The organism is Streptomyces sp. XM4193, assembly GCF_023072595.1.
Taxonomy (GTDB): domain Bacteria; phylum Actinomycetota; class Actinomycetes; order Streptomycetales; family Streptomycetaceae; genus Streptomyces.
On the sequence record NZ_JALLGK010000005.1, the window covers coordinates 165,115 to 186,055 of the forward strand.

The window sequence follows — 20,941 nt, forward strand, 5'->3', positions numbered from 1 at the left end:
CCGTGGAACCGTTCCACCACCGGCCCGTGTCCTAAGGTGTGGGCCAAGGATGCTCGAATTACCTCTGGGGAGCCCGTGCGGGAGTATCTGCTGACGCTGTGCGTCACGGCCGCCGTCACTTATCTGCTGACCGGCCCGGTACGGAAGTTCGCGATCGCCGCCGGAGCGGTGCCGCAGATCCGCGCCCGCGACGTGCACCGTGAGCCGACGCCTCGGCTCGGCGGCATCGCGATGTTCGGCGGACTGTGCGCGGGTCTGCTCGTCGCCTCCCAACTGGAGAACATCAGCGACGTTTTCACGCTCTCCGACGAGCCGCGGGCCCTGCTGGCCGGCGCCGGCATCATCTGGCTGCTCGGCGTGCTGGACGACAAGTGGGGCGTGGACGCGCTGGTCAAGCTCGGCGGCCAGATGATCGCCGCGGGCGTGATGGTCTGGCAGGGCCTGACCATCCTGTGGCTGCCGATCCCCACCGTGGGAATGGTCGCCATCACCCCGCTCCAGGGCACCCTGCTCACGGTGGCGCTGGTGGTCATCACCATCAACGCGGTCAACTTCGTCGACGGCCTCGACGGCCTCGCCTCCGGCATGGTGTGCATCGCCGCGATGGCGTTCTTCATGTACGCCTACCGCATCTGGTACAGCTACGGCATCGAGGCTGCGGCGCCCGCGACGCTCTTCGCCGCCGTGCTCATGGGCATGTGTCTGGGCTTCCTGCCACACAACATGCATCCAGCACGAATCTTCATGGGCGACTCGGGGTCGATGCTCATCGGCCTGGTGCTCGCCGCCGGCGCGGTCTCGGTCACCGGCCAGGTCGACCCCGACGCGCTCAAGCTCTTCAGCGGATCGGAGCGGGCCGCGGTCCAGGCGACCGTGCCCGTCTACATGCCGCTGATCCTGCCGCTGACCATCCTCGCGGTGCCCACGGCCGACCTGATCCTCGCCGTCGTCCGCCGTACCTGGAACGGGCGTTCGCCGTTCGCCGCCGACCGCGGGCACCTCCACCACCGGCTGCTGGAGATCGGCCACAGCCACAGCCGCGCGGTGCTGATCATGTACTTCTGGTCGGCGCTGATCGCCTTCGGCGCGGTGGCCTTCTCGGTGCAGTCCTCCAGCCTGGTGATCGTTCTCACGATCATGCTGCTGAGCGTGGTGGGGCTGGTCGTCCTGCTGCTGCCGCGCTTCAACCCCCGGGTGCCGACGTGGGCCCAGCGCTTCACCCCGCCCCGCTACCGCATCCCCGCCGCGGCGGCCCGCAGGAACGCCGCGAAGTCCTCGGACGGGGCCGCGGAGTCGGCGGCCGGGGGAAGCGACGCCGCCGGGTCGGGCGCCGCGCAGAAGTCCGGCGGGGAAACCGGGCAGTCCGGTGAGCGCGCCACCGGCGGGACGGGTTCTGGCACGGGTTCGGGCGGGGGCTCCGCGAAGACCGAGAGCGGGCCGGAGGCTGCCCGGGCCGCTGGGCTGAACGGCGCAACGGCGGTGGGGGAGCGGCACCGCTTCCCCGGACGCGACCGGATCGAGAGCAACTCGTCCTGACAGGCCCCAACAGGGGCTCGGGGCGCGGCAGTTGGGGTGAGAGTGGCACCATGGGCGACGTCAACGCTCAGTTGATGAGGTTCGCTCTCAGGTGTGATTGTTGGCACTCGATGTAGGTAAAGACCTCATCAAAAAGTTTGTGATAGCGTTCACGAGAACCGGCGAGGGAGTCGGAGAGTCGTGGTGCGACGGCTCTCGCCCGCGTGGTCACGTAGCCGGTTGTGTTCACTTCGTGAGCCCCCTGACCTTCCGTTTCCTGTGCTGGAGCAGCCTTCATGCAGTCGAACGACGCCCGGATTCTCCGCGGCGCCGCGATTCCCGCCGCCGCGGTCGGCTTGGTGGCCGTCGTGGTCGCCGGATTCGTCGCGGGCGGCAAGGGTGCGCTCGGTGCCGCTCTCGGCGTCGCGGTGGCCATCGGCTTCTTCGCCGCCGGTCAGCACGGCCTGCGGATCGTCGGTGAGCGCTGGCCCGAACTCCTCATGGGGGCCGGGCTGTTGCTGTACATGACGCAGATCGCCGTACTCCTCGTACTGCTTCTTGTCCTGCGGGACGCGTCGTTCATGAACGGACGTGCCTTCGGTCTGGCTGCCCTCGCCTGCGGAATCGCCTGGCCGGTCGGTCAGGCGTGGATGCAGACCCGGGTCAAGACCCTCTACGTACAGCCGAATTCGGACGAAAAGCCCTCCGACGAGGGGCCTCGGTGATGAAAGCTACTCACGAGTGCTCCGAAGGTAGGGGCGACATAAAACCCCCGCGGACGGACTGCTATGGTCCGACGCCGAGAGTGCAACGGGACAAGCAGCGCGCGCTGAGCGGGACGGCGCGGTGCTCTCGTCACTCCTCTGCGGGCCGCCGCGCCGACCACGTCGGACAGCCCGGTCCCTCCCGCAATACCCAGTCCAGTGCCGCTAGGTGGCCCTGCGCCACTCCGACACCTCGAGGTAGCCGTACCTATGCGCCAGACCGAAGGAGCTCGCGGTGAGTAGTGACCAGATGCTCGCCCTTGAGGTCGACTGTCACCTTTTCCAGGGCTGCGGCTTCGAGGAGTCGGCCCCGGGCGTGCACTCGTTCTTCTTCAAGCCGATCGCGACAGTGGGAGGCATCGAGTTCACGAAGCCGATGCTGCTCGCGGTGCTCGGCACCGCGCTCATCATCGCTTTCTTCTGGGCCGCGTTCAGTAAGCCGAAGATCGTCCCCGGCAAGATGCAGATGGTTGCCGAGGTCCTCTACGACTTCGTGCGCAAGGGCATCGCCCGCGAGATCATGGGCAAGAAGGGCGAGCCGTGGGTACCGCTGCTGGTCTCACTGTTCTTCTTCGTCTGGATGATGAACCTGTGGGCGCTCATTCCGCTCGCACAATTCCCGGTCAGCTCCGTCATCGCCTATCCGGCAGCGCTCGCAGTGCTGGTCTGGGCCATCTACATGACGGTGACGTTCAAGACCAACGGCTTCGTCGGCGGTATCCGCAACCTCTGTGTGCCCAGCGGGCTGCCGAAGCCGATCTACTTCATCCTCACCCCCATCGAGTTCTTCTCGAGCATCTTCGTGCGGCCCTTCACGCTGGCCGTCCGACTCTTCGCCAACATGTTCGCCGGTCACATGCTGATCCTGATCTTCACGATCGCGACCTGGTACATGCTCGGCACTGTCCTCGGCACCGTCTACGCCTCGGCGTCCTTCGTGCTGACTCTGGTCATCACCGTCTTCGAGATGTTCATCCAGGCCCTGCAGGCCTACGTGTTCACGGTGCTGACCGCCACCTACCTCTCTCAGGCGCTCGAAGAGGCGCACTGAGAATCCCGAGCCGGTCCCGCACCGCTCACTCCCGAAACGTCCGGTGGACCAACCACCCACCGGCCCACCAAGAGAAGGAACCAAGGAATGTCTGCTCTCGAGACCCTCGCGGCTGTTGAAGGCAACGTTGGCGCCATCGGTTACGGTCTGGCCGCGATCGGCCCCGGCATCGGCGTTGGTTACATCTTCGGTAACGGTGTTCAGGCCATGGCCCGCCAGCCCGAGGCCGCCGGTCTGATCCGTCAGAACATGCTGATCGGTTTCGCGGTCGTCGAGGCCCTGGCCCTCATCGGCTTCGTCGTTCCGTTCATCCTCTAATTGACGGTCCGATCACACGCCTTACCCAGGAAAGGTCAACCATGTCCGACCTGCTGGCAGCAGAGAAGATGGACCCTCTGGCGCCTTACTGGCCCGAGATCCTCATCGGTACCATCTGCTTCGGCATCATCTTCTTCGTCTTCTACAAGAAGCTGCTGCCGTCGATCAACGCGGCACTGGAGAAGCGCCACGACGAGATCGTCGGCGGTATGGAGCGTGCCGAGCAGGCGCAGGACGAGGCCCAGCAGACGCTCGAGGAGTACCGCGAGCAGCTGAAGGACGCCCGTCACGAAGCCGCGCGTCTGCGCCAGGAGGCGCAGGAGCAGGGCGCCGTGCTCATCGCCGAGATGCGTGCGGAAGGCCAGCGGCAGCGCGAGGAGATCGTCGCCACCGGTCACGCGCAGATCGAGGCCGACCAGAAGCAGGCGTCGCTGGCTCTGCGCCAGGACGTCGGCAAGCTGGCCACCGAGCTCGCGAGCCGGATCGTCGGCGAGTCCCTCGAGGACCACGCCCGGCAGAGCCGTGTCATCGACCGCTTCCTCGACGAGCTCGAGGTCAGCGCGAACGACTCGGCCTCCGACGCGCAGTCCCACGGCTCGACGAACGCCGAGGCACGCTGATGAACGGGGCGAGCCGTACGGCACTGGCCGCAGCGAAGGAGCGTCTGGACGCACTGACGGACAACACCTCCGTCGACGCCGTCAAGATCGCCGACGAGCTGGCCGCCGTCACCGCCCTGCTCGACCGCGAGGTGTCGTTGCGTCGGGTCTTCACCGACCCGGCGCAGTCCGGCGAGGCCAAGGCCGAGCTGGTGGCCCGTCTGCTGGGCGACAAGGTCGGCGGCGAGACCGTCGACCTGGTGTCCGGCATGGTCAGGTCCCGCTGGTCGCGTCCGCGCGATCTGACGGACGCGGTCGAGGAGCTGGCGGACGTCGCCGACCTCACCGCGGCCGAGCGCGACGGCAGTCTGGACGACGTGGAGGACGAGATCTTCCGCTTCGGTCGGATCGTCGGCACCTCGCCCGACCTGCGGGCGGCGCTCAGCGGCAAGGGCGACCAGCCCTCGTTCAAGAGCGCGCAGACCGAGCTGCTTCGCCGGCTCCTCGGCGGTCGGGCCCGGCCCACCACCGAGCGTCTGGTGATCAGGCTGGTCGGTCAGCCGCGGGGACGTAGCCTGGAGGGTGGCCTCGACGCCCTCTCCAAGCTGGCAGCGGAGCGCAGGAACCGGTCGGTGGCCGTCGTCACCTCGGCGGTGCCGCTCAGCGACGAGCAGAAGCGGCGTCTCGGTGCGGCCCTCACCCGGCTGTACGGCCGTGAGGTTCATCTGAACCTCGACGTGGACCCCGAGGTCCGCGGCGGAATCCTGGTGAAGATCGGCGACGAGGTCATGAACGGCACCGTCGGCGACCGTATCCAGGACGTCGAGCGGCGGATGGCCGGCTGAGCCGGCCACACCAACTCAACAAGCAGTACTTAGCGGCCCGAGTTGGGCCGTAGCAGATATATACGGGCCCAACAAGGAGAGCAGGGAACCCAGATGGCGGAGCTCACGATCCGGCCGGATGAGATCCGGGGTGCGCTGGAGGACTTTGTCCAGTCGTACTCGCCGGACGCGGCCTCGCGCGAAGAGGTCGGCACGGTCAGCTATGCCGGTGACGGCATCGCCAAGGTCGAGGGTCTTCCCTCGGTCATGGCGAACGAGCTGCTGAAGTTCGAGGACGGCACCCTCGGTCTCGCCCTCAACCTCGAGGAGCGCGAGGTAGGTGCGGTCGTCCTCGGTGAGTTCAGCGGCATCGAGGAGGGCCAGCCGGTGCACCGCACCGGCGAGGTGCTCTCGGTTCCGGTCGGCGACGGCTACCTCGGCCGCGTCGTGGACCCGCTGGGCGCCCCGGTCGACGGCCTCGGCGAGATCGAGACCACCGGTCGTCGCGCGCTGGAGCTGCAGGCCCCCACGGTCATGCAGCGCAAGTCGGTGCACGAGCCGATGGAGACCGGCTACAAGGCCGTCGACACCATGACCCCGATCGGCCGCGGTCAGCGTCAGCTGATCATCGGCGACCGGCAGACCGGCAAGACGGCGCTGGCGGTCGACACGATCATCAACCAGCGCGCCAACTGGCGCAGCGGCGACCCGAAGAAGCAGGTCCGCTGCATCTACGTCGCCATCGGCCAGAAGGGCTCCACCATCGCGTCCGTGCGCGGTGCCCTGGAGGAGGCCGGCGCGCTGGAGTACACGACGATCGTCTCCGCGCCCGCGTCCGACCCGGCCGGCTTCAAGTACCTGGCGCCGTACACCGGTTCGGCCATCGGCCAGGAGTGGATGTACCAGGGCAAGCACGTCCTGATCGTCTTCGACGACCTGTCCAAGCAGGCCGACGCCTACCGCGCCGTCTCGCTGCTGCTGCGTCGTCCGCCGGGCCGTGAGGCGTACCCGGGCGACGTCTTCTACCTGCACTCCCGGCTGCTGGAGCGCTGCGCCAAGCTCTCCGACGAGATGGGCGCCGGTTCGATGACCGGTCTGCCGATCGTCGAGACCAAGGCGAACGACGTGTCGGCGTTCATTCCGACCAACGTCATCTCCATCACCGACGGCCAGTGCTTCCTGGAGTCGGACCTGTTCAACGCGGGCCAGCGGCCGGCGCTGAACGTCGGTATCTCGGTCTCCCGCGTGGGTGGTTCCGCCCAGCACAAGGCGATCCGGCAGATCACCGGTTCGCTCCGTGTGGACCTGGCCCAGTTCCGTGAGCTGGAGGCGTTCGCCGCCTTCGGTTCGGACCTGGACGCCGCGTCCAAGGCGTCGCTGGAGCGCGGTCAGCGGATGGTCGAGCTGCTGAAGCAGCCGCAGTACAAGCCGTTCCCGACCGAGGAGCAGGTCGTCTCCGTCTGGTCCGGCACCAACGGTCTGATGGACGAGGTCCCGGTCGGCGACATCCGCCGCTTCGAGACCGAGCTGCTGGACTTCATGCGCCGCGAGCACAAGGACCTCATGACGAGCATCCGCGAGGGTGCCAAGATGTCCGACGACACGCTCCAGAAGCTGCGTGAGACCGTCAACTCCTTCAAGCAGCAGTTCGAGACCGCGGACGGCAAGCTGCTGGGCGAGGGCTGACGATGGGTGCCCAGATCAGGGTCTACAAGAGGCGGATCAAATCCGTCTCCGCGACCAAGAAGATCACCAAGGCGATGGAGATGATCGCGGCCTCGCGCATCATCAAGGCGCAGCGGCAGGTCGCGGCGTCCACTCCGTACGCCGACGAGCTGACCTCCGCGGTCACCGCGGTGGCGCACGGTGCGGACGTCAAGCACCCGCTCACCACCGAGGTGGAGAACCCGAAGCGTGCTGCGGTGCTGCTCATCACGAGCGACCGCGGTCTGGCCGGCGGTTACTCCAGCAACGCGATCAAGGCCGCCGAGCACCTGACGAGCGAACTGACGCACGACCGCAAGGACGTGCAGACGTACGTCGTCGGACGCAAGGGTGTGGCGTACTACAACTTCCGTGAGCGCAAGGTCGAGGAGACCTGGACCGGTTTCACGGACAGTCCGACGTACGCCGACGCCAAGGCCGTCGCGGCGCCGCTGATCGAGGCCCTGACGCAGGACACCGCAGAGGGCGGCGTGGACGAACTCCACATCGTCTTCACGGAGTTCGTCTCGATGATGACGCAGACCCCGGTCGAGCGCCGGATGCTGCCGCTCAGCTTCGAGAAGACCGCCGAGGAGTCCGCCCAGGTCTTCATGAGCGACCGAGTGCACGCGCTGTACGAATTCGAGCCGTCGGCCGAGGAAGTACTGGACGCGCTGCTTCCGCGCTACGTCGAGAGCCGTATCTACAACGCCCTTCTGCAGGCGGCTGCCTCCGAGCACGCCGCCCGCCGCCGGGCGATGAAGTCGGCGACCGACAACGCGGAAGACCTCATCAAGTCGCTCAAGCGGCTTGCCAACGCGGCCCGTCAGGCCGACATCACCCAGGAAATCAGCGAGATCGTCGGCGGAGCCAGCGCGCTTGCCGACGCGTCTGCGGGGAGTGACCGATAACTATGACCACCACTGTTGAGACGCCCGTCGCCACGGGCCGCGTCGCGCGGGTCATCGGCCCGGTCGTCGACGTGGAGTTCCCCGTCGACGCGATGCCCGAGATCTACAACGCGCTGAACGTCGCGGTCCCGGACCCGGCCGAGGAGGGCAAGCTCAAGAAGCTGACCCTCGAGGTCGCCCAGCACCTCGGCGAGGGCGTGGTCCGCGCCATCTCCATGGAGCCCACCGACGGCCTGGTCCGCCAGGCCGCGGTGACCGACACCGGCGAGGGCATCACCGTGCCCGTCGGCGACGTCACCAAGGGCCGGGTGTTCAACACCCTGGGCAAGATCCTGAACGAGCCGGAGGCCGAGTCCGAGGTCACCGAGCGGTGGGCCATCCACCGCAAGGCCCCGGCGTTCGACCAGCTCGAGTCGAAGACCGAGATGTTCGAGACCGGCCTGAAGGTCGTCGACCTGCTGACCCCGTACGTCAAGGGCGGCAAGATCGGTCTGTTCGGCGGCGCCGGCGTCGGTAAGACCGTGCTCATCCAGGAAATGATCATGCGTGTGGCCAAGCTGCACGAGGGCGTTTCCGTCTTCGCCGGTGTGGGCGAGCGCACCCGTGAGGGCAACGACCTGATCGAGGAGATGGCCGAGTCCGGCGTTCTCCCGCAGACCGCGCTGGTCTTCGGTCAGATGGACGAGCCGCCGGGGACGCGTCTGCGCGTCGCCCTGGCCGGTCTGACCATGGCGGAGTACTTCCGCGATGTGCAGAAGCAGGACGTGCTGTTCTTCATCGACAACATCTTCCGCTTCACCCAGGCCGGTTCCGAGGTCTCCACGCTGCTCGGCCGCATGCCCTCCGCGGTGGGCTACCAGCCGAACCTGGCCGACGAGATGGGTGTGCTCCAGGAGCGCATCACCTCCACCCGTGGCCACTCGATCACCTCCATGCAGGCGATCTACGTGCCGGCGGACGACCTCACCGACCCGGCCCCGGCGACGACCTTCGCCCACCTGGACGCGACCACCGTGCTCTCGCGTCCGATCTCGGAGAAGGGCATCTACCCGGCGGTGGACCCGCTGGACTCCACCTCCCGGATTCTGGACCCGCGCTTCATCAGCCAGGAGCACTACGACACGGCCTCCCGTGTCAAGGGAATCCTGCAGAAGTACAAGGACCTCCAGGACATCATCGCCATTCTCGGCATCGACGAGCTCGGCGAGGAGGACAAGCTCACCGTCCACCGCGCCCGTCGTATCGAGCGCTTCCTGTCGCAGAACACCCACGCGGCGAAGCAGTTCACCGGTCTCGACGGATCGGACGTACCGCTGGACGAGTCGATCGCCGCGTTCAACGCGATCGCCGACGGCGACTACGACCACTTCCCCGAGCAGGCGTTCTTCATGTGCGGTGGCCTGGACGACCTGAAGGCCAAGGCCAAGGAGCTGGGCGTCTCCTGACCCCCGCTTCCGGTCGGGGGCGGGTCCGCCCGTCCCCGACCACGGCACACCCCCTATCCTGTGACAACCCCAGTTACACCCCTGTAGAGGAGCCACTGTGGCTGAGCTGCACGTCGAGTTGGTCGCCGCCGACCGCAAGGTCTGGTCGGGCAAGGCCAGCCTGGTCGTCGCGCGCACCTCGTCGGGTGAGATCGGCATCATGCCCGGCCACCAGCCACTGCTGGGTGTGCTGGCGTCCGGCCCGGTCACCATCCGTACGACCGGTGAGGACGAGCTGGGCAAGGACGGCACCGTGATCGCTGCGGTGCACGGCGGGTTCATCTCCTTCGCGGACGACAAGCTCTCGCTTCTCGCCGAGATCGCCGAGCTGTCGTACGAGATCGACGTCGAGCGCGCGGAGCGTGCGCTGGACGCCGCGAAGGCCGATCAGGACGCTGCCGCCGAGCGGCGCGCGGATGTCCGTCTCCGGGCTGTGGCGGTCGCACGCTGAGCCCGAATCGAGTCGTCAATCAGCCGCGGACGGGCCTGGAACACTGTTCCTTGCCGGTCCGCGGCTGAAGCCATCACAGATGCGTTCCGCACCGGGCGTGCGGATGCGCGGGATTGAGCGAGGAGGTCAGTGAACGATGGTCCTCGCTCTGCTGCTGTGCGGACTGTTCCTGCTGCTTGTGGTGCTGGGACTGTTCGTCTTCGGGCTGCGCCGCCGGCTCATCCAGCGTTCCGGAGGAACGTTCGACTGCAGCCTGCGCTGGGACATCCCGGCCGAGCAGTCCGTCGACTCCAAGGGCAAGGGCTGGAGCTACGGCGTCGCCCGCTACCGGGGCGACCGGGTGGAGTGGTTCCGCGTCTTCTCCTACGCGCCGCGCCCGCGAAGGCTGCTCCAGCGCGAGGCGATCGAGGTGCTGGAGCGCCGCACCCCGCAGGGCGAGGAGGAGTTGGCGCTCCTGTCCGACGCCGTCGTACTCGCCTGCCGCTTGCAGGGCACGCGGGTGGAGCTGGCGATGAGCGAGGACGCGCTCACCGGTTTCCTCGCCTGGCTGGAGGCGGCCCCGCCCGGCCAGCGCGTCAACGTCGCCTGAACCGACGGGGTTTGCGCACCGCGCCGCTGCCCGGCGCCGGTGTCGGCCGTACCGCTCGGGGCGCCGCGTCGGCCGTCAGCGGTCCGGACGGGTGCCGGGGCTGAGCGAGAGTTTCATGGTGTCCGCGTCGCCGTCCGCGCGCACGGTGGTGAACCCCTCGGAGAGATAGAGCTCGCGCGCTCTGTTGGCCCGTTCGACGCTCAGCGAGAGAGCCCGGTGGCCGGCCTCGCGGGCCCGCCACCGCAGAGCTCTGAGCAGCGCACGCCCCACACCCCGTCCCCGCCACGCCGGCACCACGCCCAGGCTCAGCTCCGGCACGTCCGGGCCGACGAAGCCGTAGCCGGCGTCCTCCGCGGGGAAGAGCCGCAACCAGGCCGCGCCCACCGGCTCCTGCCGCGCGGTCTCGGCGATCAGCCCGAGGTCGCCGGTGCGCGGCCAGCCCTCGACGTAGCGCGCGGTGGCCCGGTCGGCGAGCAGATGGACGCGGCTGACCCGCTCGCGCTCCGGCGACCAGTTGGCCGCGGCACCCAGCATCTCGACGAGGAACGGGCCGTCCTCGCCGACCGCTTCGCGCAGTCGTACGGCGGGCGGCGCTGTGCTGTCTGCGTCCACTGGCCGGTCCGCCTCTCAGTCGCCGCCGCGTACGCCCCATTCTCCGGCAAGCACCGCTGCCTGTGTGCGGCTTTTCAGGCCGAGCTTGTGCAGCACTCTGCTGACGTGGGTCTTCACCGTCGCCTCGGCCATCGACAGGGCGCCGGCCATCTGCGCGTTGGACAGGCCCTCGCCGAGCCGGACGAGCACCTCGCGCTCCCTGGCGGTGAGGGTGGCGAGCTCCGGCGGTGGCGTTCGGCCGGGCGCTGCCGCGGGGGAGGCGAACTGGCGGATCAGGCGCCGGGTGACGGCCGGGGAGATCATTCCGTCCCCGCGTGCCACCGTGCGTACCGCCTCGACGAGAGTGGCGGCGTCGGTGTCCTTGAGGAGGAAGCCGGCCGCGCCGGCGCGCAGTGCCCCGAAGACGTACTCGTCGAGGTCGAAGGTGGTGAGCACCAGTACGTCGCAGACGGCGTCGGCGGTGAGCGCCCGGGTGGCGGCGACCCCGTCCAGCCGGGGCATCTGGACGTCCATCAGGACCAGGTCCGGGCGCAGGCTGCGGGCGAGTGCGACCGCCTCCTCGCCGTCCGCGGCCTCGCCGACCACCTCGATGCCGGGCGCGTTGCCGAGGATGAGGACCAGCCCCGACCGGACGGCCGCCTGGTCCTCCGCGACCAACACCCGCACTGCGCTCACCTGTGTCCAGCTCCTTCGTCCAGCGGAAGTACCGCACGCACCAGCCAACTCCCCTGCTGCGGACCGGCGTTGAACTCGCCGCCCAGCAGGGCCACTCGCTCCCGCATGCCTACCAGGCCGGTGCCCGTACCCGGTACGCGCGGTCCGCCGTCCGGGCCGAGCGGGTTCTCGACGGTGACGACGAGAGTCTCCGCGGCCGTGCCGCCGCCGACCGTTGCGACCGGCGGCGTGCCGGTACCGGTGCCCGTGCCCGTGCCGGCGCGTTCACGGGCGAGGCGTACGGTGACCGTGCCCGGCCCGGAGTGCTTCAGCGCGTTGGTGAGCGACTCCTGGACGAGCCGGTAGGCGGCCAGTTCGACCGGCGCGGGCAGTCGCGGGGAGGCCGCGGAGCTGTCGCGCCCGTGGTCGAGCACGAAGCGCAGTCCGTGCTCCGTGCCGCTGCCGCGGGCCCGTTCCACCAGCGCGGGCAGCCCGGCGAGGGTCGGCACCGGCGCGGGTTCCCCGTCCTCGCCGCCGGTGGTGCGCAGCAGTTCGATCAGCCGCCGCATCTCGGCCAGGCCCTGCACGCTGTTGTCCCGGATGACACCGAGGGCGCGCTGCGTCGCGGCGTGGTCGTCGAGGGTCTGGGCCGCGGTGGAGTGCACCGCGATGGCCGACAGGTGGCCGGCCACCACATCGTGCAACTCCCGTGCCATCCGGGCCCGTTCGGCGTTCACCGCCTGGGTGCGGTCCATCTCGGCCAGCAGCGCCGTCTGTTCGGCGCGCAGCCGCTCGTACGCCGCCTCCTCGCGGTGCCGGCGGACCAGCAGCCCGGTGCCGGCGGGGAAGGTGGTGATCAGGCTGACCACCAGGCCGATCAGGAACGCCTCCGGATCGCCCAGTGCGGCGAGCGCCCCGATGGTGGTGGCCAGGGTCAGTGCGACGCTGGCCGGGACCATCGCACGGGAGAGTCGCGCGTTGCCGTACATCACCGCGGCGTAGACCAGGTCGGAGAAGAGCAGGATCGTCACCAGCAGCGAGGCGGTGAACAGATCACCGACCAGGGCGAGCAGCCCGACCAGCAGCGCCCACGGCTGCGCGGTGCGCCGGCCGAGCACCGCCAGGCACATCACCGCCAGCGGGATCAGGCTGTGCGCGCCGTAACGGTCGGCCTGCGGGACGTTGTTGAAGAGGCCCTGGGACCAGAGGAAGAGTCCGCCGAGCGCGCCGGCGAGCGCGATCAGCACATCGTCGCGGTGCGGGCGCAGCCGCAGGAGTCGGCGCTCGGTGGGCGGGGCACCGTCCGGTGCGGGGGTCGCGGCAGTCACATGGTCCATCCCAGCATGCCGCCGGTAGAGTCTCCGACGTTCCGCACGGCACTGGGGGAGGCACCATGGCGATGATTCTGATCGGGCTGGCCGCGCTGGCGTTCGGAGCCCTGGTGGCCTTCAAGGTCCGGGGGACCAACGAGCGAATAAACCGGCTGGAACGCACCGAGACCGTGACGATCAGCGATCTGCGCGCCATGCAGCAGGCCGCCGCGGAGGCCGCCGGGCCGGGCCACTTCCGCTACCCGTGCGAGGTGGTCGGGGTTGCCCGGGCGCACCGGGACGGGCTGATCACCTCGCAGCTCAAGGAGATCCGGTGCGTGTGGCACCGGCACAAGATCACCCGCAAGTACGAGGAGTTCCGCCGGGACAGCAAGGGCCGCCGCCAGAAGGAGACCCGCCACGAGGTGGTGTCCCAGCACCGCAGCGGCACCGCCTTCTTCGTCGAGGACGCGAGCGGCAAGGTGGTGGTCCGCCCCTCGGGCGCGGACGTCGTCGGTGCGGCGAAGCCGCTGAACAACTTCGTCCAGCAGCAGGGGGACAGGGGCGGCGTCAGCGTCGGACCGCTCACCTTCGGCGGCCACGGCGGCACCGTCGGCTTCAAGCACGAGGAGTGGGTGCTGCGCGAGGGCGTGCAGCTGTTCGTCCACGGCGAGGCGAGCGACGTCAACGGCTATCTGGAGATCGGCAAGCCGGCCGAGTCCGGCGAGTACATCGTCTCCGCCAAGTCCGAGCGCGAGCTGCTGAAGGACGAGACGCGCGAGCTGATGATCGGCGGCACGATGGCCGGGGTGATCCTGCTGGGCGGCGCGGTGCTGCTCGTCCTGGGCATCGTGCTCTGAGCCCGGTCTGAGCTTGGGCGCCGCTCGCACGCAGCCGGAGCCGGACTCGCAGCCGGAGGCCACCGCGGAGCCCTGCGGCACCTGCCCGCGCGGGGCGCGGGGGCACGCCGGGGCCGGGCGGGTACATCGAAGGATGCAGTACGGGATCGTCGCCGGTGACGACGGTTTCGGCCCGTTCGCGGAGGAAGCTGGAGACAGCAAACCCACTCCGCGAAAGGGCTGAGGCCGACGTGATCGTCGCTCTGATCGTCATCTGCGAGGTCGCCTTCTGGGTGCTCCTCGCCGCCGGGCTGGCGCTTCGCTATCTGGCACGGATGCCGCGCCTGGGCGCCGCCGTTCTGCTCTGCGAGCCGCTGCTGGAACTGCTGCTGCTCGCCGTCACCGCCGTCGACCTGCGCAACGGTGCGACCCCCGGCTTCAAACACGGGCTGGCGGCCGTCTACATCGGCTTCACCGTCACCCACGCCCACTACTTCATCCGCTGGGCCGACGGCCACTTCGCCCACCGCTTCGCGGGCGCCCCGCGTCCGGCGAAACCGCCCCGGTACGGGATGGCACGGGCGCTGCACGAGTGGAAGATGGCGGCGCGCGCGATCCTGGGCGCGGGCATCGCGGCGGTGCTGCTGCAGGCCGCGATCCTGTACGTGGGCGACGACGGCCAGTCGACGACGCTGCGCGACTGGCAGGCCAAGATGGGCCTCGTCTCGGTCATCTGCGTGATCTGGGCGGGGAGTTACACCCTGTGGCCCAAGCGCGGCCCGGAAGCCGTCCCGCCCGCCCACCACCACGACGGGGAGGCCGCCCGGCACCAGGGCCGGGAGAGCGCCCACCGCGACCGCGACACCGACCCGGCACGGGACCGCGCCGCGGAGCCGTACTCCGGTCCGGGCGGGCGCTGAGGCCCGGCCCGGAGCAGGGGTGCGTCAGCGGTTCTCGCCCGGCACCCACAGCACGTCCCCGACCGACTTGTTGGCGGTGCGGGCGAGGATGAACAGCAGGTCCGAGAGGCGGTTGAGGTAGGTGGCGGTGAGGGCGTTCATGCTTTCGCCGTGCTCCTCCATCGCCCGCCAGGTGGAGCGCTCGGCACGGCGTACGACGGTGCACGCCTGGTGGAGCAGGGCGGCGCCCGCGGTGCCTCCCGGGAGGATGAAGCTGCGCAGCTTCTCCAGCTCCGCGTTGTAGGCGTCGCAGTCGGCCTCCAGCCGGTCGACGTAGGTCTGTTCCACCCGCAGGGGCGGGAACTCCGGCTCCGCGACCACCGGGGTGCTGAGGTCCGCGCCCACGTCGAACAGATCGTTCTGCACCCGTACCAGGACCTCGCGTACGCCCTCGGGGAGCTCGCCGAGCGCCAGCGCCACGCCGATCGCGGCGTTGGCCTCGTTGGCGTCGGCGTACGCGGCGATCCGGGAGTCGGTCTTGGCGGTGCGGCTCATGTCGCCCAGGGCGGTGCTGCCCTTGTCGCCGGTACGGGTGTAGATGCGCGTCAGATTGACCATGCTTCGAGACTACGCGGGTGCCCGGGGCCGCTGCCGTCGCCGCGCACCCGGCCGGCCGCGGCCAACAGGGCCCGTGGAGGCCGGACTTGGGCGGTCGGGCGACCACTCACGGCGTTCACGGCGACACGGAGGGGACCAGCGGTCCACTCGTGGGTGTGATGTCCATCTGGTGAGACGTGACGCGCATCTCTTCGTTCCCCACCGGGCGCCCACGGACGCTAGTCTCCGCCTGAGAGCACTGACGCTCCGTCGCCCGGCCGCAGTTCGTGCGGGACCGGCGGACGTCGTGCACCGGGTCCCGCGCACGCGTGCGGCGGGCCGGTCAAGCCAGCACCACACCGGGCAACCGCCCCTGGCGCACCCGGTGTTGTACCCGACCCCGCGAGTCGGCGGGGACACGTAGAGGGGACGCACACGTGGCCAGGAAGCTTGCCGTCATCGGAGCCGGACTGATGGGCTCGGGCATCGCCCAGGTCTCCGCCCAGGCGGGGTGGGACGTGGTGCTGCGGGATGTCACCGATGAGGCGCTGGCTCGCGGCAGGAGCGGTATCGAGGCGTCGTACGCCAAGTTCGTCGCCAAGGAGAAGCTCGGCGAGCAGGACGCCTCGGACGCCCTGGCACGGATCACGACCACCACCGACCTCGACGCGGTGGCCGACGCGGACATCGTCGTGGAGGCGGTGTTCGAGAAGCTCGAGGTCAAGCAGGAGATCTTCCGGGCGCTGGACAAGCTGACCCGGGACGACGCGGTGCTGGCCTCCAACACCTCGGCCATCCCGATCACCAAGATCGCGGCGGTCACCGGGCGCCCCGAGCAGGTCGTGGGCGCGCACTTCTTCTCGCCGGTCCCGATGATGAAGCTCTGCGAACTCGTGCGCGGGCTGAAGACGAGCGACGAAACTCTCGCCACCACCAGGGAGTTCGCCGAAAGCGTGGGCAAGACCTGCATCGTCGTCAACCGTGACGTCGCCGGCTTCGTCACCACCCGCCTGATCACCGCCCTGGTGGTCGAGGCGGCCAAGCTCCAGGAGTCCGGCGTCGCCAGCGCCGAGGACATCGACATCGCCTGCCGCCTGGGCTTCGGTCACGCCATGGGGCCGTTGGCCACCGCCGACCTCACCGGCGTCGACATCCTGCTGCACGCGGCGGACAACATCTACGCCGAGTCGCGGGACGAGAAGTTCGCCGCTCCCGAGCGGATGCGCCGGATGGTCGACGCGGGCGACCTGGGGCGCAAGAGCGGCGAGGGCTTCTACCAGCACTGACCGGGCACTTCGGCCCATCGGCCCGCACGGTTGCACGGACCGTGCGGACTGTGCGGACCGCGTGGACGGCTCGGGCGGCCGGGACCGTTGACGCCGCGGACCGCTCGGGGCCGCGGCCGGCACGGGTTCCGTCGAGTTGTGGGCGGCGGCGTCCGCGCGGCGGCGGTGGTTCCGGCGACGGCGAAGCCACCGCCAAGGCCCTACCGGCGGTGGCCACAGCCCGTACGCGATCTCACTCGCGCGGGTGATTTCGGCGACGGTTCCGCCCTGAACAGGAACTTCGTCGGCTGAACCGCAGTCAGTCGGGTGGAGCCGCGCAACCGTCCGTGCGGCGCGATCCGTCGCGGCGCGGGCCGCGCGACAGTGGCACGAAGGCCATCGAGAGACGACAGAACGAGAACGCACAGGGAGCGTATATGCACATCAGGGGCGACCACGCCGAGTTGGTCGTCGGGGGGCGCCTCGACGTCCGCAGCGCAGCGGACGCCCGTACCAGCCTGCACACCGCGCTCGACGGAGGTCAGGGCGACCTCGTGCTCGACCTGGGCGCGCTGGACTCCTGGGACGCCACCGGGCTCGGCGTGATCATGGGTGCCCACCGCAGAGCGGGGCGCTGTGGGCGCCGGCTCGTGCTGCGCTCCGTGCCGCCGCAGATGCAGCGGCTTCTGGTGGCGACGCGGTTGCACCGCATCCTGGCCATCGAGGGCGCCGCCATCGGCGCACCGCGTGACGGCGGCGACACGGCGAGCGGGATGTTTCCGGGCGAAGTGCGCGAAAGCCAGCAGCACTTGGGGCAGGCGTACGAGAGCCGGAGCAACCGGCCCGAACGGTACGAGCGGTACAAACGGTACGAGCAGTACAACCGGTACGAAGGTACCCATGCGCACGCCGCCGGTGTGCACGAACGGCAGCGTGCCGAGTACCCAGCGCTGGACGACGGCGGCCAGGACGGCGGAACGCTCACAAAGCCGTGACGATTCCGGTCGCCGCCCGGGGGTGCCCTGTGGTCGAACCGAACAAAGGTCTAGGGTTCGGTTGACTGTCGCAGAAGGTGGCCCGGGAGTACGGCGACCACCACGTCTGGGGGGCTTGGAACCATGGACCCGACGCACCGGGGCCCGCAGGGTCGGGACGGCCGGGACAGCGGTGCGCTGGCCAGGACCGTGCAGCTGGTTGCGGACGAGTATCTGCTGACCGTCAACCCCGTCGACGGCAGCGAGATCGAGATCTGCCCGCCCGCGGACCTGCCCGCGCCGCCGGCACGTCACACCGCCGAGGCGCGCGAGGCGTACCAGCGGGCCGCCGCGCCCAGCCCGCCGGTCGGCCCGTCGGCCGAGATCACCGAGCAGCTTCCCCTGCTGGAGCGGCAGGAGGAGCGCGAGCGGCTGGTGCGGCTCCTCTCCAGAGGCCGTTCGGTACGGCTCGTGGGCCGGCCCGGATCGGGCCGCACCGCGCTGCTGAACGCCGTCGCCGAGGACTGCGCCGGCCTGGCGCCGGACGGGGTGATCCGCCTCGGCGGTCACCGCCGCACCCCCTCCGACCTGCTGCACGAGCTGTACGCGGCCGTCTTCCACGCCCCCTGGCACCGGCTGGGCCGCAGCGAACTCCTCGCCGCCGTCAGCGACATCGGCGCGGTCGTGGTCCTCGACGACGTGGCCTTCGGCGGCGCCGCGCTCGACGAACTGCTCCGGCTGACTCCCGAATGCGCCTTCCTGGTCTCCGCGACGCCCGACATCGCGGCGGGCTCCAGCGAGAGCACGCTCACCGAGGTCGTGCTGCCCGGGCTCAGCCGCGAGGCGAGCACCGGGATCCTGGAGCACGCCGTCGGGCGTCCGCTCCGGCAGGACGAGTTCGACTGGGCCGCGGACCTGTGGTTCGAGTCCGAGGGTCTGCCGCTGCGGTTCCTCCAGGCCGGTGCGGTGCTGCGGCACCGCGACGGGCTCGGTGCGCCGGACGGGCCCGAGGGGGCACAAGGGGGCTCGGGCGGACACCCCGAGGCACGGGATTCCGTGCCCGCGGCCGAACTCCCCGCGCTCACCGTGGGGTTGACCCCGCTGGCGGTGGCCGGGACGCTCAGCGGGCTCGGCCGCGAGTCGCTGCGCTACGGCGTCGCGCTGGACGGCGAGATGCCTCACCAGTCGCATCTGCCCGCCCTGGTGGACGATCCGCAGGGGGACGCGGCGCTCGCCGAGCTGACCGCCGCGGGACTGGTCACCGCCACCGGCAGCGGATACCGACTCTCCGGAGACCTCGCCGCCCAACTGGCCGCCGACGGTTTCACCGACGCCGAGGGCAACGCCGACCGCGCACTCCGTGCCGCCCAGCACTACGCCTGGTGGGCGGGCCACCCCTCGGTCACCCCGGATCGGGTGGCGGCCGAGGCCCCCGCCGTGCTCGCGGCGATCCGCGGCACCAGGACCGGCGGCCACTCCAGCTCCGCCGCGCTGCTCGCGCACACCACCGCTCCGGTGCTCGCCGCCGCCCTGCACTGGTCGGCGTGGGAGCAGGCGCTGCGCGGAGGTCAGGAGGCGGCGCGTCTCGCCGGCGAGGTGGCCGAAGAGGCGTACTTCCACCACGAGTTGGGCGTGCTCGCCCTGTGCCTGGGCAATGTGGAGCGGGCCCGTTCGGAGCTGGAGGCGTCGATCGCGCTGCGCGGCGCGCTGGCCGACAAGCGCGGCGCCGTCGCGGGCCGCCGTGCGCTCGCCCTGGTCGAGGACCGTTCCACGCTCGCTCTCGGTACGCCCTCCGTCGCTGCCGCGGCCGCACCGCAGGCGTTCGCCGGTGCGTCCGAGGACGGTACGGCCCCGACCGCCGTCGCCGCGGCGGTTCCGTTCGCGGGCGACCCGGGTGAACCGGACGCGTCGGACGCCACGGTGGTGGGCGCCGCCGTCCCCGAGCGCGAGCGACGGGCACCGGTGCTGGGCACCACGAAACGCAATGTGGCCGCGGTGGGCGCGGGCGCGCTCCTCGCCGTGGCGCTCGGCGCCATGTTCACCGTCGGGAACGTCTCCGGCGGCGAGGACCCCGGGGACAACGTCAAGCCCGACACCTCCTCCTCGCAGGACGCCGACGACGTTCCGGTGGAGGGGCCGGAGGACGATCCGACCTCGCGGGACCCGAAGCCCGAGCCCTCCGAGTCCGACGAGTCGCCGTCGCCGAGCGAGTCGCCCTCCTCGGACGACCCCACCTCGCCGACCCCGTCGGACGACCCGACCACTCCGACCGACGACCCCACCACGCCGACCGACGAGCCGAGCGACCCCGAGCCGACCGACGATCCCACCGAGCCGACGGACGAGCCGAGCGACCCCGAGCCGACCGACGATCCGAGCGATCCCACGGACGAGCCGACCGACCCGGAGCCGACCGACGACCCGTCGGAGAGCGAGTCCCTGCCGGGGCCCAGCGCTCCCTCGGGCCCGAGCCCGTCGTCCTCGCAGCCGGAGCAGACCGACCCGCAGTCTCCTCCGGCCGGCGACGGCGGCCTCACCATAGGCTGAGCCGCACCCGCCGGACGGCGGACGCGGCTCCGTACGGGCGGCGATGCGGCCTCGAACAGGCGGTGCGGGAAGCGAGTTGCGCCCACCGCGTGCCCGCGTGCCCGCGCACCCGCGTGCCCGCGCCACCGCCGTCCACCGCATCGGCGGAGCCGAGGTGAGCGCCGTGCCCGCGGCAGCCCCGTCGGCGGGGCCGCTCCCGGCGTGGGACGGCTCCCGGTGGCGCGTCCGCCGCGAGGCGTGTCAGCGGTGGCCCGCGAGTGGCGTCAGAAGAGGCGCAGCTTGTCGTCCTCGATACCGCGCAGCGCGTTGTAGTCCAGCGTCACGCAGCTGATGCCGCGGTCCGTCGCCAGTACGCGTGCCTGCGGCTTGATCTCCTGCGCCGCGAACACCCCCTTGACCGGCGCCAGATGGGGGTCGCGGTTGAGCAACTCCAGGTAGCGGGTGAGCTGTTCGACGCCGTCGATCTCGCCGCGCCGCTTGATCTCCACGGCGACCGTCACACCGTCCTTGTCGCGGCCGAGGATGTCGACCGGCCCGATCGCGGTCGGGAACTCCCGGCGGATCAGCGACCAGCCCTCGCCGAGCGTCTCCATCCGGTCCGCCAACAGCTCCTGGAGGTGCGCCTCCACGCCGTCCTTGATCAGACCCGGGTCCACGCCCAACTCGTGGGAGGAGTCGTGCAGGACCTCCTCCATCGTGATGATCAACTTTTCGCCGCCCTTGTTGACCACCGTCCACACGTTCTCCGCGCCGTCCCCGTCGCCCCCGCCCTCCTTCAAAGTGCACGGCGGGGACATCCAGTTGAGCGGTTTGTACGCGCGGTCGTCGGCGTGAATGGAGACCGATCCATCGGCTTTGACCAGGATCAGCCTGGGAGCGGAGGGCAGATGGGCGGTGAGCCGGCCGGCGTAGTCCACGGAGCAGCGGGCGATGACGAGACGCATGGTCGGCCACGCTACTTCAACCCGGGCGCGGCACGCGATTCGCCCCTGCTTCGCCCCGTTCATGCGTGGCTTGTAGACGCCGGAACCACA

General features: G+C 70.3%; 20 protein-coding genes and 1 pseudogene. 16 read left to right on the plus strand and 5 right to left on the minus strand.

The window, feature by feature from the left end; genetic code table 11:
* Positions 1-75: 75 nt before the first annotated feature.
* The 11 genes from MTQ01_RS15960 (at position 76) to MTQ01_RS16010 (ending at position 10,210) form a co-directional block, all read left to right on the plus strand.
* On the plus strand, positions 76-1,536 hold the full coding sequence (locus tag MTQ01_RS15960) for an MraY family glycosyltransferase (RefSeq protein WP_247490960.1): 1,461 nt from the start codon (positions 76-78) through the stop codon (positions 1,534-1,536).
* A 275-nt stretch (positions 1,537-1,811) separates the two neighbouring features.
* The gene (locus MTQ01_RS15965; protein ID WP_247490961.1) at positions 1,812-2,240 is read left to right on the plus strand and encodes a hypothetical protein; all 429 of its coding nucleotides are present in this window, start codon (positions 1,812-1,814) and stop codon (positions 2,238-2,240) included.
* A gap of 289 nt (positions 2,241-2,529) precedes the next feature.
* Positions 2,530-3,330 (plus strand): F0F1 ATP synthase subunit A, encoded by an 801-nt coding sequence (gene atpB / locus MTQ01_RS15970; RefSeq protein WP_247491292.1) that lies wholly within the window; start codon positions 2,530-2,532, stop codon positions 3,328-3,330.
* 87 nt (positions 3,331-3,417) lie between these two features.
* Complete coding sequence (gene atpE, locus MTQ01_RS15975; protein ID WP_247490963.1) at positions 3,418-3,648, plus strand: ATP synthase F0 subunit C; 231 nt, start codon at positions 3,418-3,420, stop codon at positions 3,646-3,648.
* A gap of 41 nt (positions 3,649-3,689) precedes the next feature.
* The gene (locus MTQ01_RS15980; RefSeq protein ID WP_247490966.1) at positions 3,690-4,268 is read left to right on the plus strand and encodes a F0F1 ATP synthase subunit B; all 579 of its coding nucleotides are present in this window, start codon (positions 3,690-3,692) and stop codon (positions 4,266-4,268) included.
* A complete protein-coding gene (locus MTQ01_RS15985; RefSeq protein ID WP_247490968.1) occupies positions 4,268-5,092 on the plus strand; it encodes a F0F1 ATP synthase subunit delta in 825 nt (274 codons plus the stop codon). Before MTQ01_RS15980 ends, MTQ01_RS15985 begins: the two co-directional genes overlap by 1 nt.
* Before the next feature lie 93 nt (positions 5,093-5,185).
* Positions 5,186-6,757 carry a F0F1 ATP synthase subunit alpha gene (gene atpA, locus MTQ01_RS15990; protein ID WP_247490969.1) on the plus strand — a complete coding sequence of 524 codons (1,572 nt, stop codon included), beginning with the start codon at positions 5,186-5,188 and terminating at the stop codon, positions 6,755-6,757.
* A 2-nt stretch (positions 6,758-6,759) separates the two neighbouring features.
* Positions 6,760-7,686, plus strand: a complete 927-nt coding sequence (locus tag MTQ01_RS15995) for a F0F1 ATP synthase subunit gamma (protein ID WP_247490971.1) — start codon at positions 6,760-6,762, stop codon at positions 7,684-7,686.
* A gap of 2 nt (positions 7,687-7,688) precedes the next feature.
* Positions 7,689-9,131 (plus strand): F0F1 ATP synthase subunit beta, encoded by a 1,443-nt coding sequence (atpD, locus tag MTQ01_RS16000; RefSeq protein WP_247490973.1) that lies wholly within the window; start codon positions 7,689-7,691, stop codon positions 9,129-9,131.
* A 97-nt stretch (positions 9,132-9,228) separates the two neighbouring features.
* A complete protein-coding gene (locus MTQ01_RS16005; RefSeq protein ID WP_247490975.1) occupies positions 9,229-9,621 on the plus strand; it encodes a F0F1 ATP synthase subunit epsilon in 393 nt (130 codons plus the stop codon).
* Between the two features lie 136 nt (positions 9,622-9,757).
* Entirely contained in the window at positions 9,758-10,210 is a 453-nt protein-coding gene (locus tag MTQ01_RS16010) for a DUF2550 domain-containing protein (protein WP_247490976.1), read from the plus strand.
* 75 nt (positions 10,211-10,285) lie between these two features.
* Here MTQ01_RS16010 and MTQ01_RS16015 read toward each other — a convergent pair whose 3' ends face one another.
* Genes MTQ01_RS16015 through MTQ01_RS16025 form a run of 3 tightly spaced genes read right to left on the minus strand, consistent with a single transcriptional unit; the run spans position 10,286 to position 12,813 of the window.
* Positions 10,286-10,822, minus strand: coding sequence for a GNAT family N-acetyltransferase (locus MTQ01_RS16015; protein ID WP_247490978.1), 537 nt, complete (start codon positions 10,820-10,822; stop codon positions 10,286-10,288).
* A 15-nt stretch (positions 10,823-10,837) separates the two neighbouring features.
* Entirely contained in the window at positions 10,838-11,497 is a 660-nt protein-coding gene (locus MTQ01_RS16020) for a response regulator transcription factor (protein WP_247490980.1), read from the minus strand.
* Positions 11,494-12,813, minus strand: coding sequence for a sensor histidine kinase (locus tag MTQ01_RS16025; RefSeq protein WP_247490982.1), 1,320 nt, complete (start codon positions 12,811-12,813; stop codon positions 11,494-11,496). Before MTQ01_RS16025 ends, MTQ01_RS16020 begins: the two co-directional genes overlap by 4 nt.
* A gap of 56 nt (positions 12,814-12,869) precedes the next feature.
* Here MTQ01_RS16025 and MTQ01_RS16030 point away from each other — a divergent pair, with 56 nt between their 5' ends.
* Complete coding sequence (locus MTQ01_RS16030) at positions 12,870-13,646, plus strand: E3 ubiquitin ligase family protein (RefSeq protein ID WP_247490984.1); 777 nt, start codon at positions 12,870-12,872, stop codon at positions 13,644-13,646.
* A 230-nt stretch (positions 13,647-13,876) separates the two neighbouring features.
* Positions 13,877-14,545 (plus strand): hypothetical protein, encoded by a 669-nt coding sequence (locus tag MTQ01_RS16035; protein ID WP_247490986.1) that lies wholly within the window; start codon positions 13,877-13,879, stop codon positions 14,543-14,545.
* A gap of 24 nt (positions 14,546-14,569) precedes the next feature.
* On the opposite strand, the gene MTQ01_RS16040 is transcribed toward MTQ01_RS16035, so the two are convergent.
* On the minus strand, positions 14,570-15,142 hold the full coding sequence (locus MTQ01_RS16040) for a cob(I)yrinic acid a,c-diamide adenosyltransferase (protein WP_247490988.1): 573 nt from the start codon (positions 15,140-15,142) through the stop codon (positions 14,570-14,572).
* A 416-nt stretch (positions 15,143-15,558) separates the two neighbouring features.
* Here MTQ01_RS16040 and MTQ01_RS16045 point away from each other — a divergent pair, with 416 nt between their 5' ends.
* The 3 genes and pseudogenes from MTQ01_RS16045 to MTQ01_RS16055 all read left to right on the plus strand — a co-directional run bounded on the left by MTQ01_RS16045 (position 15,559) and on the right by MTQ01_RS16055 (position 19,907).
* Entirely contained in the window at positions 15,559-16,407 is an 849-nt protein-coding gene (locus MTQ01_RS16045) for a 3-hydroxyacyl-CoA dehydrogenase family protein (RefSeq protein ID WP_247490990.1), read from the plus strand.
* Between the two features lie 416 nt (positions 16,408-16,823).
* A pseudogene (locus tag MTQ01_RS16050) lies at positions 16,824-17,135 on the plus strand (STAS domain-containing protein); the annotation flags it as partial.
* Positions 17,136-17,504: 369 nt separating this feature from the next.
* A complete protein-coding gene (locus tag MTQ01_RS16055) occupies positions 17,505-19,907 on the plus strand; it encodes an ATP-binding protein (RefSeq protein ID WP_247490991.1) in 2,403 nt (800 codons plus the stop codon).
* Between the two features lie 263 nt (positions 19,908-20,170).
* Here the strand turns inward: MTQ01_RS16055 and nucS are convergent, their stop codons facing one another.
* Positions 20,171-20,851: an endonuclease NucS gene (nucS, locus tag MTQ01_RS16060; protein ID WP_247490993.1), complete on the minus strand. Its 681-nt coding sequence runs from the start codon at positions 20,849-20,851 to the stop codon at positions 20,171-20,173.
* Positions 20,852-20,941 lie beyond the last annotated feature (90 nt).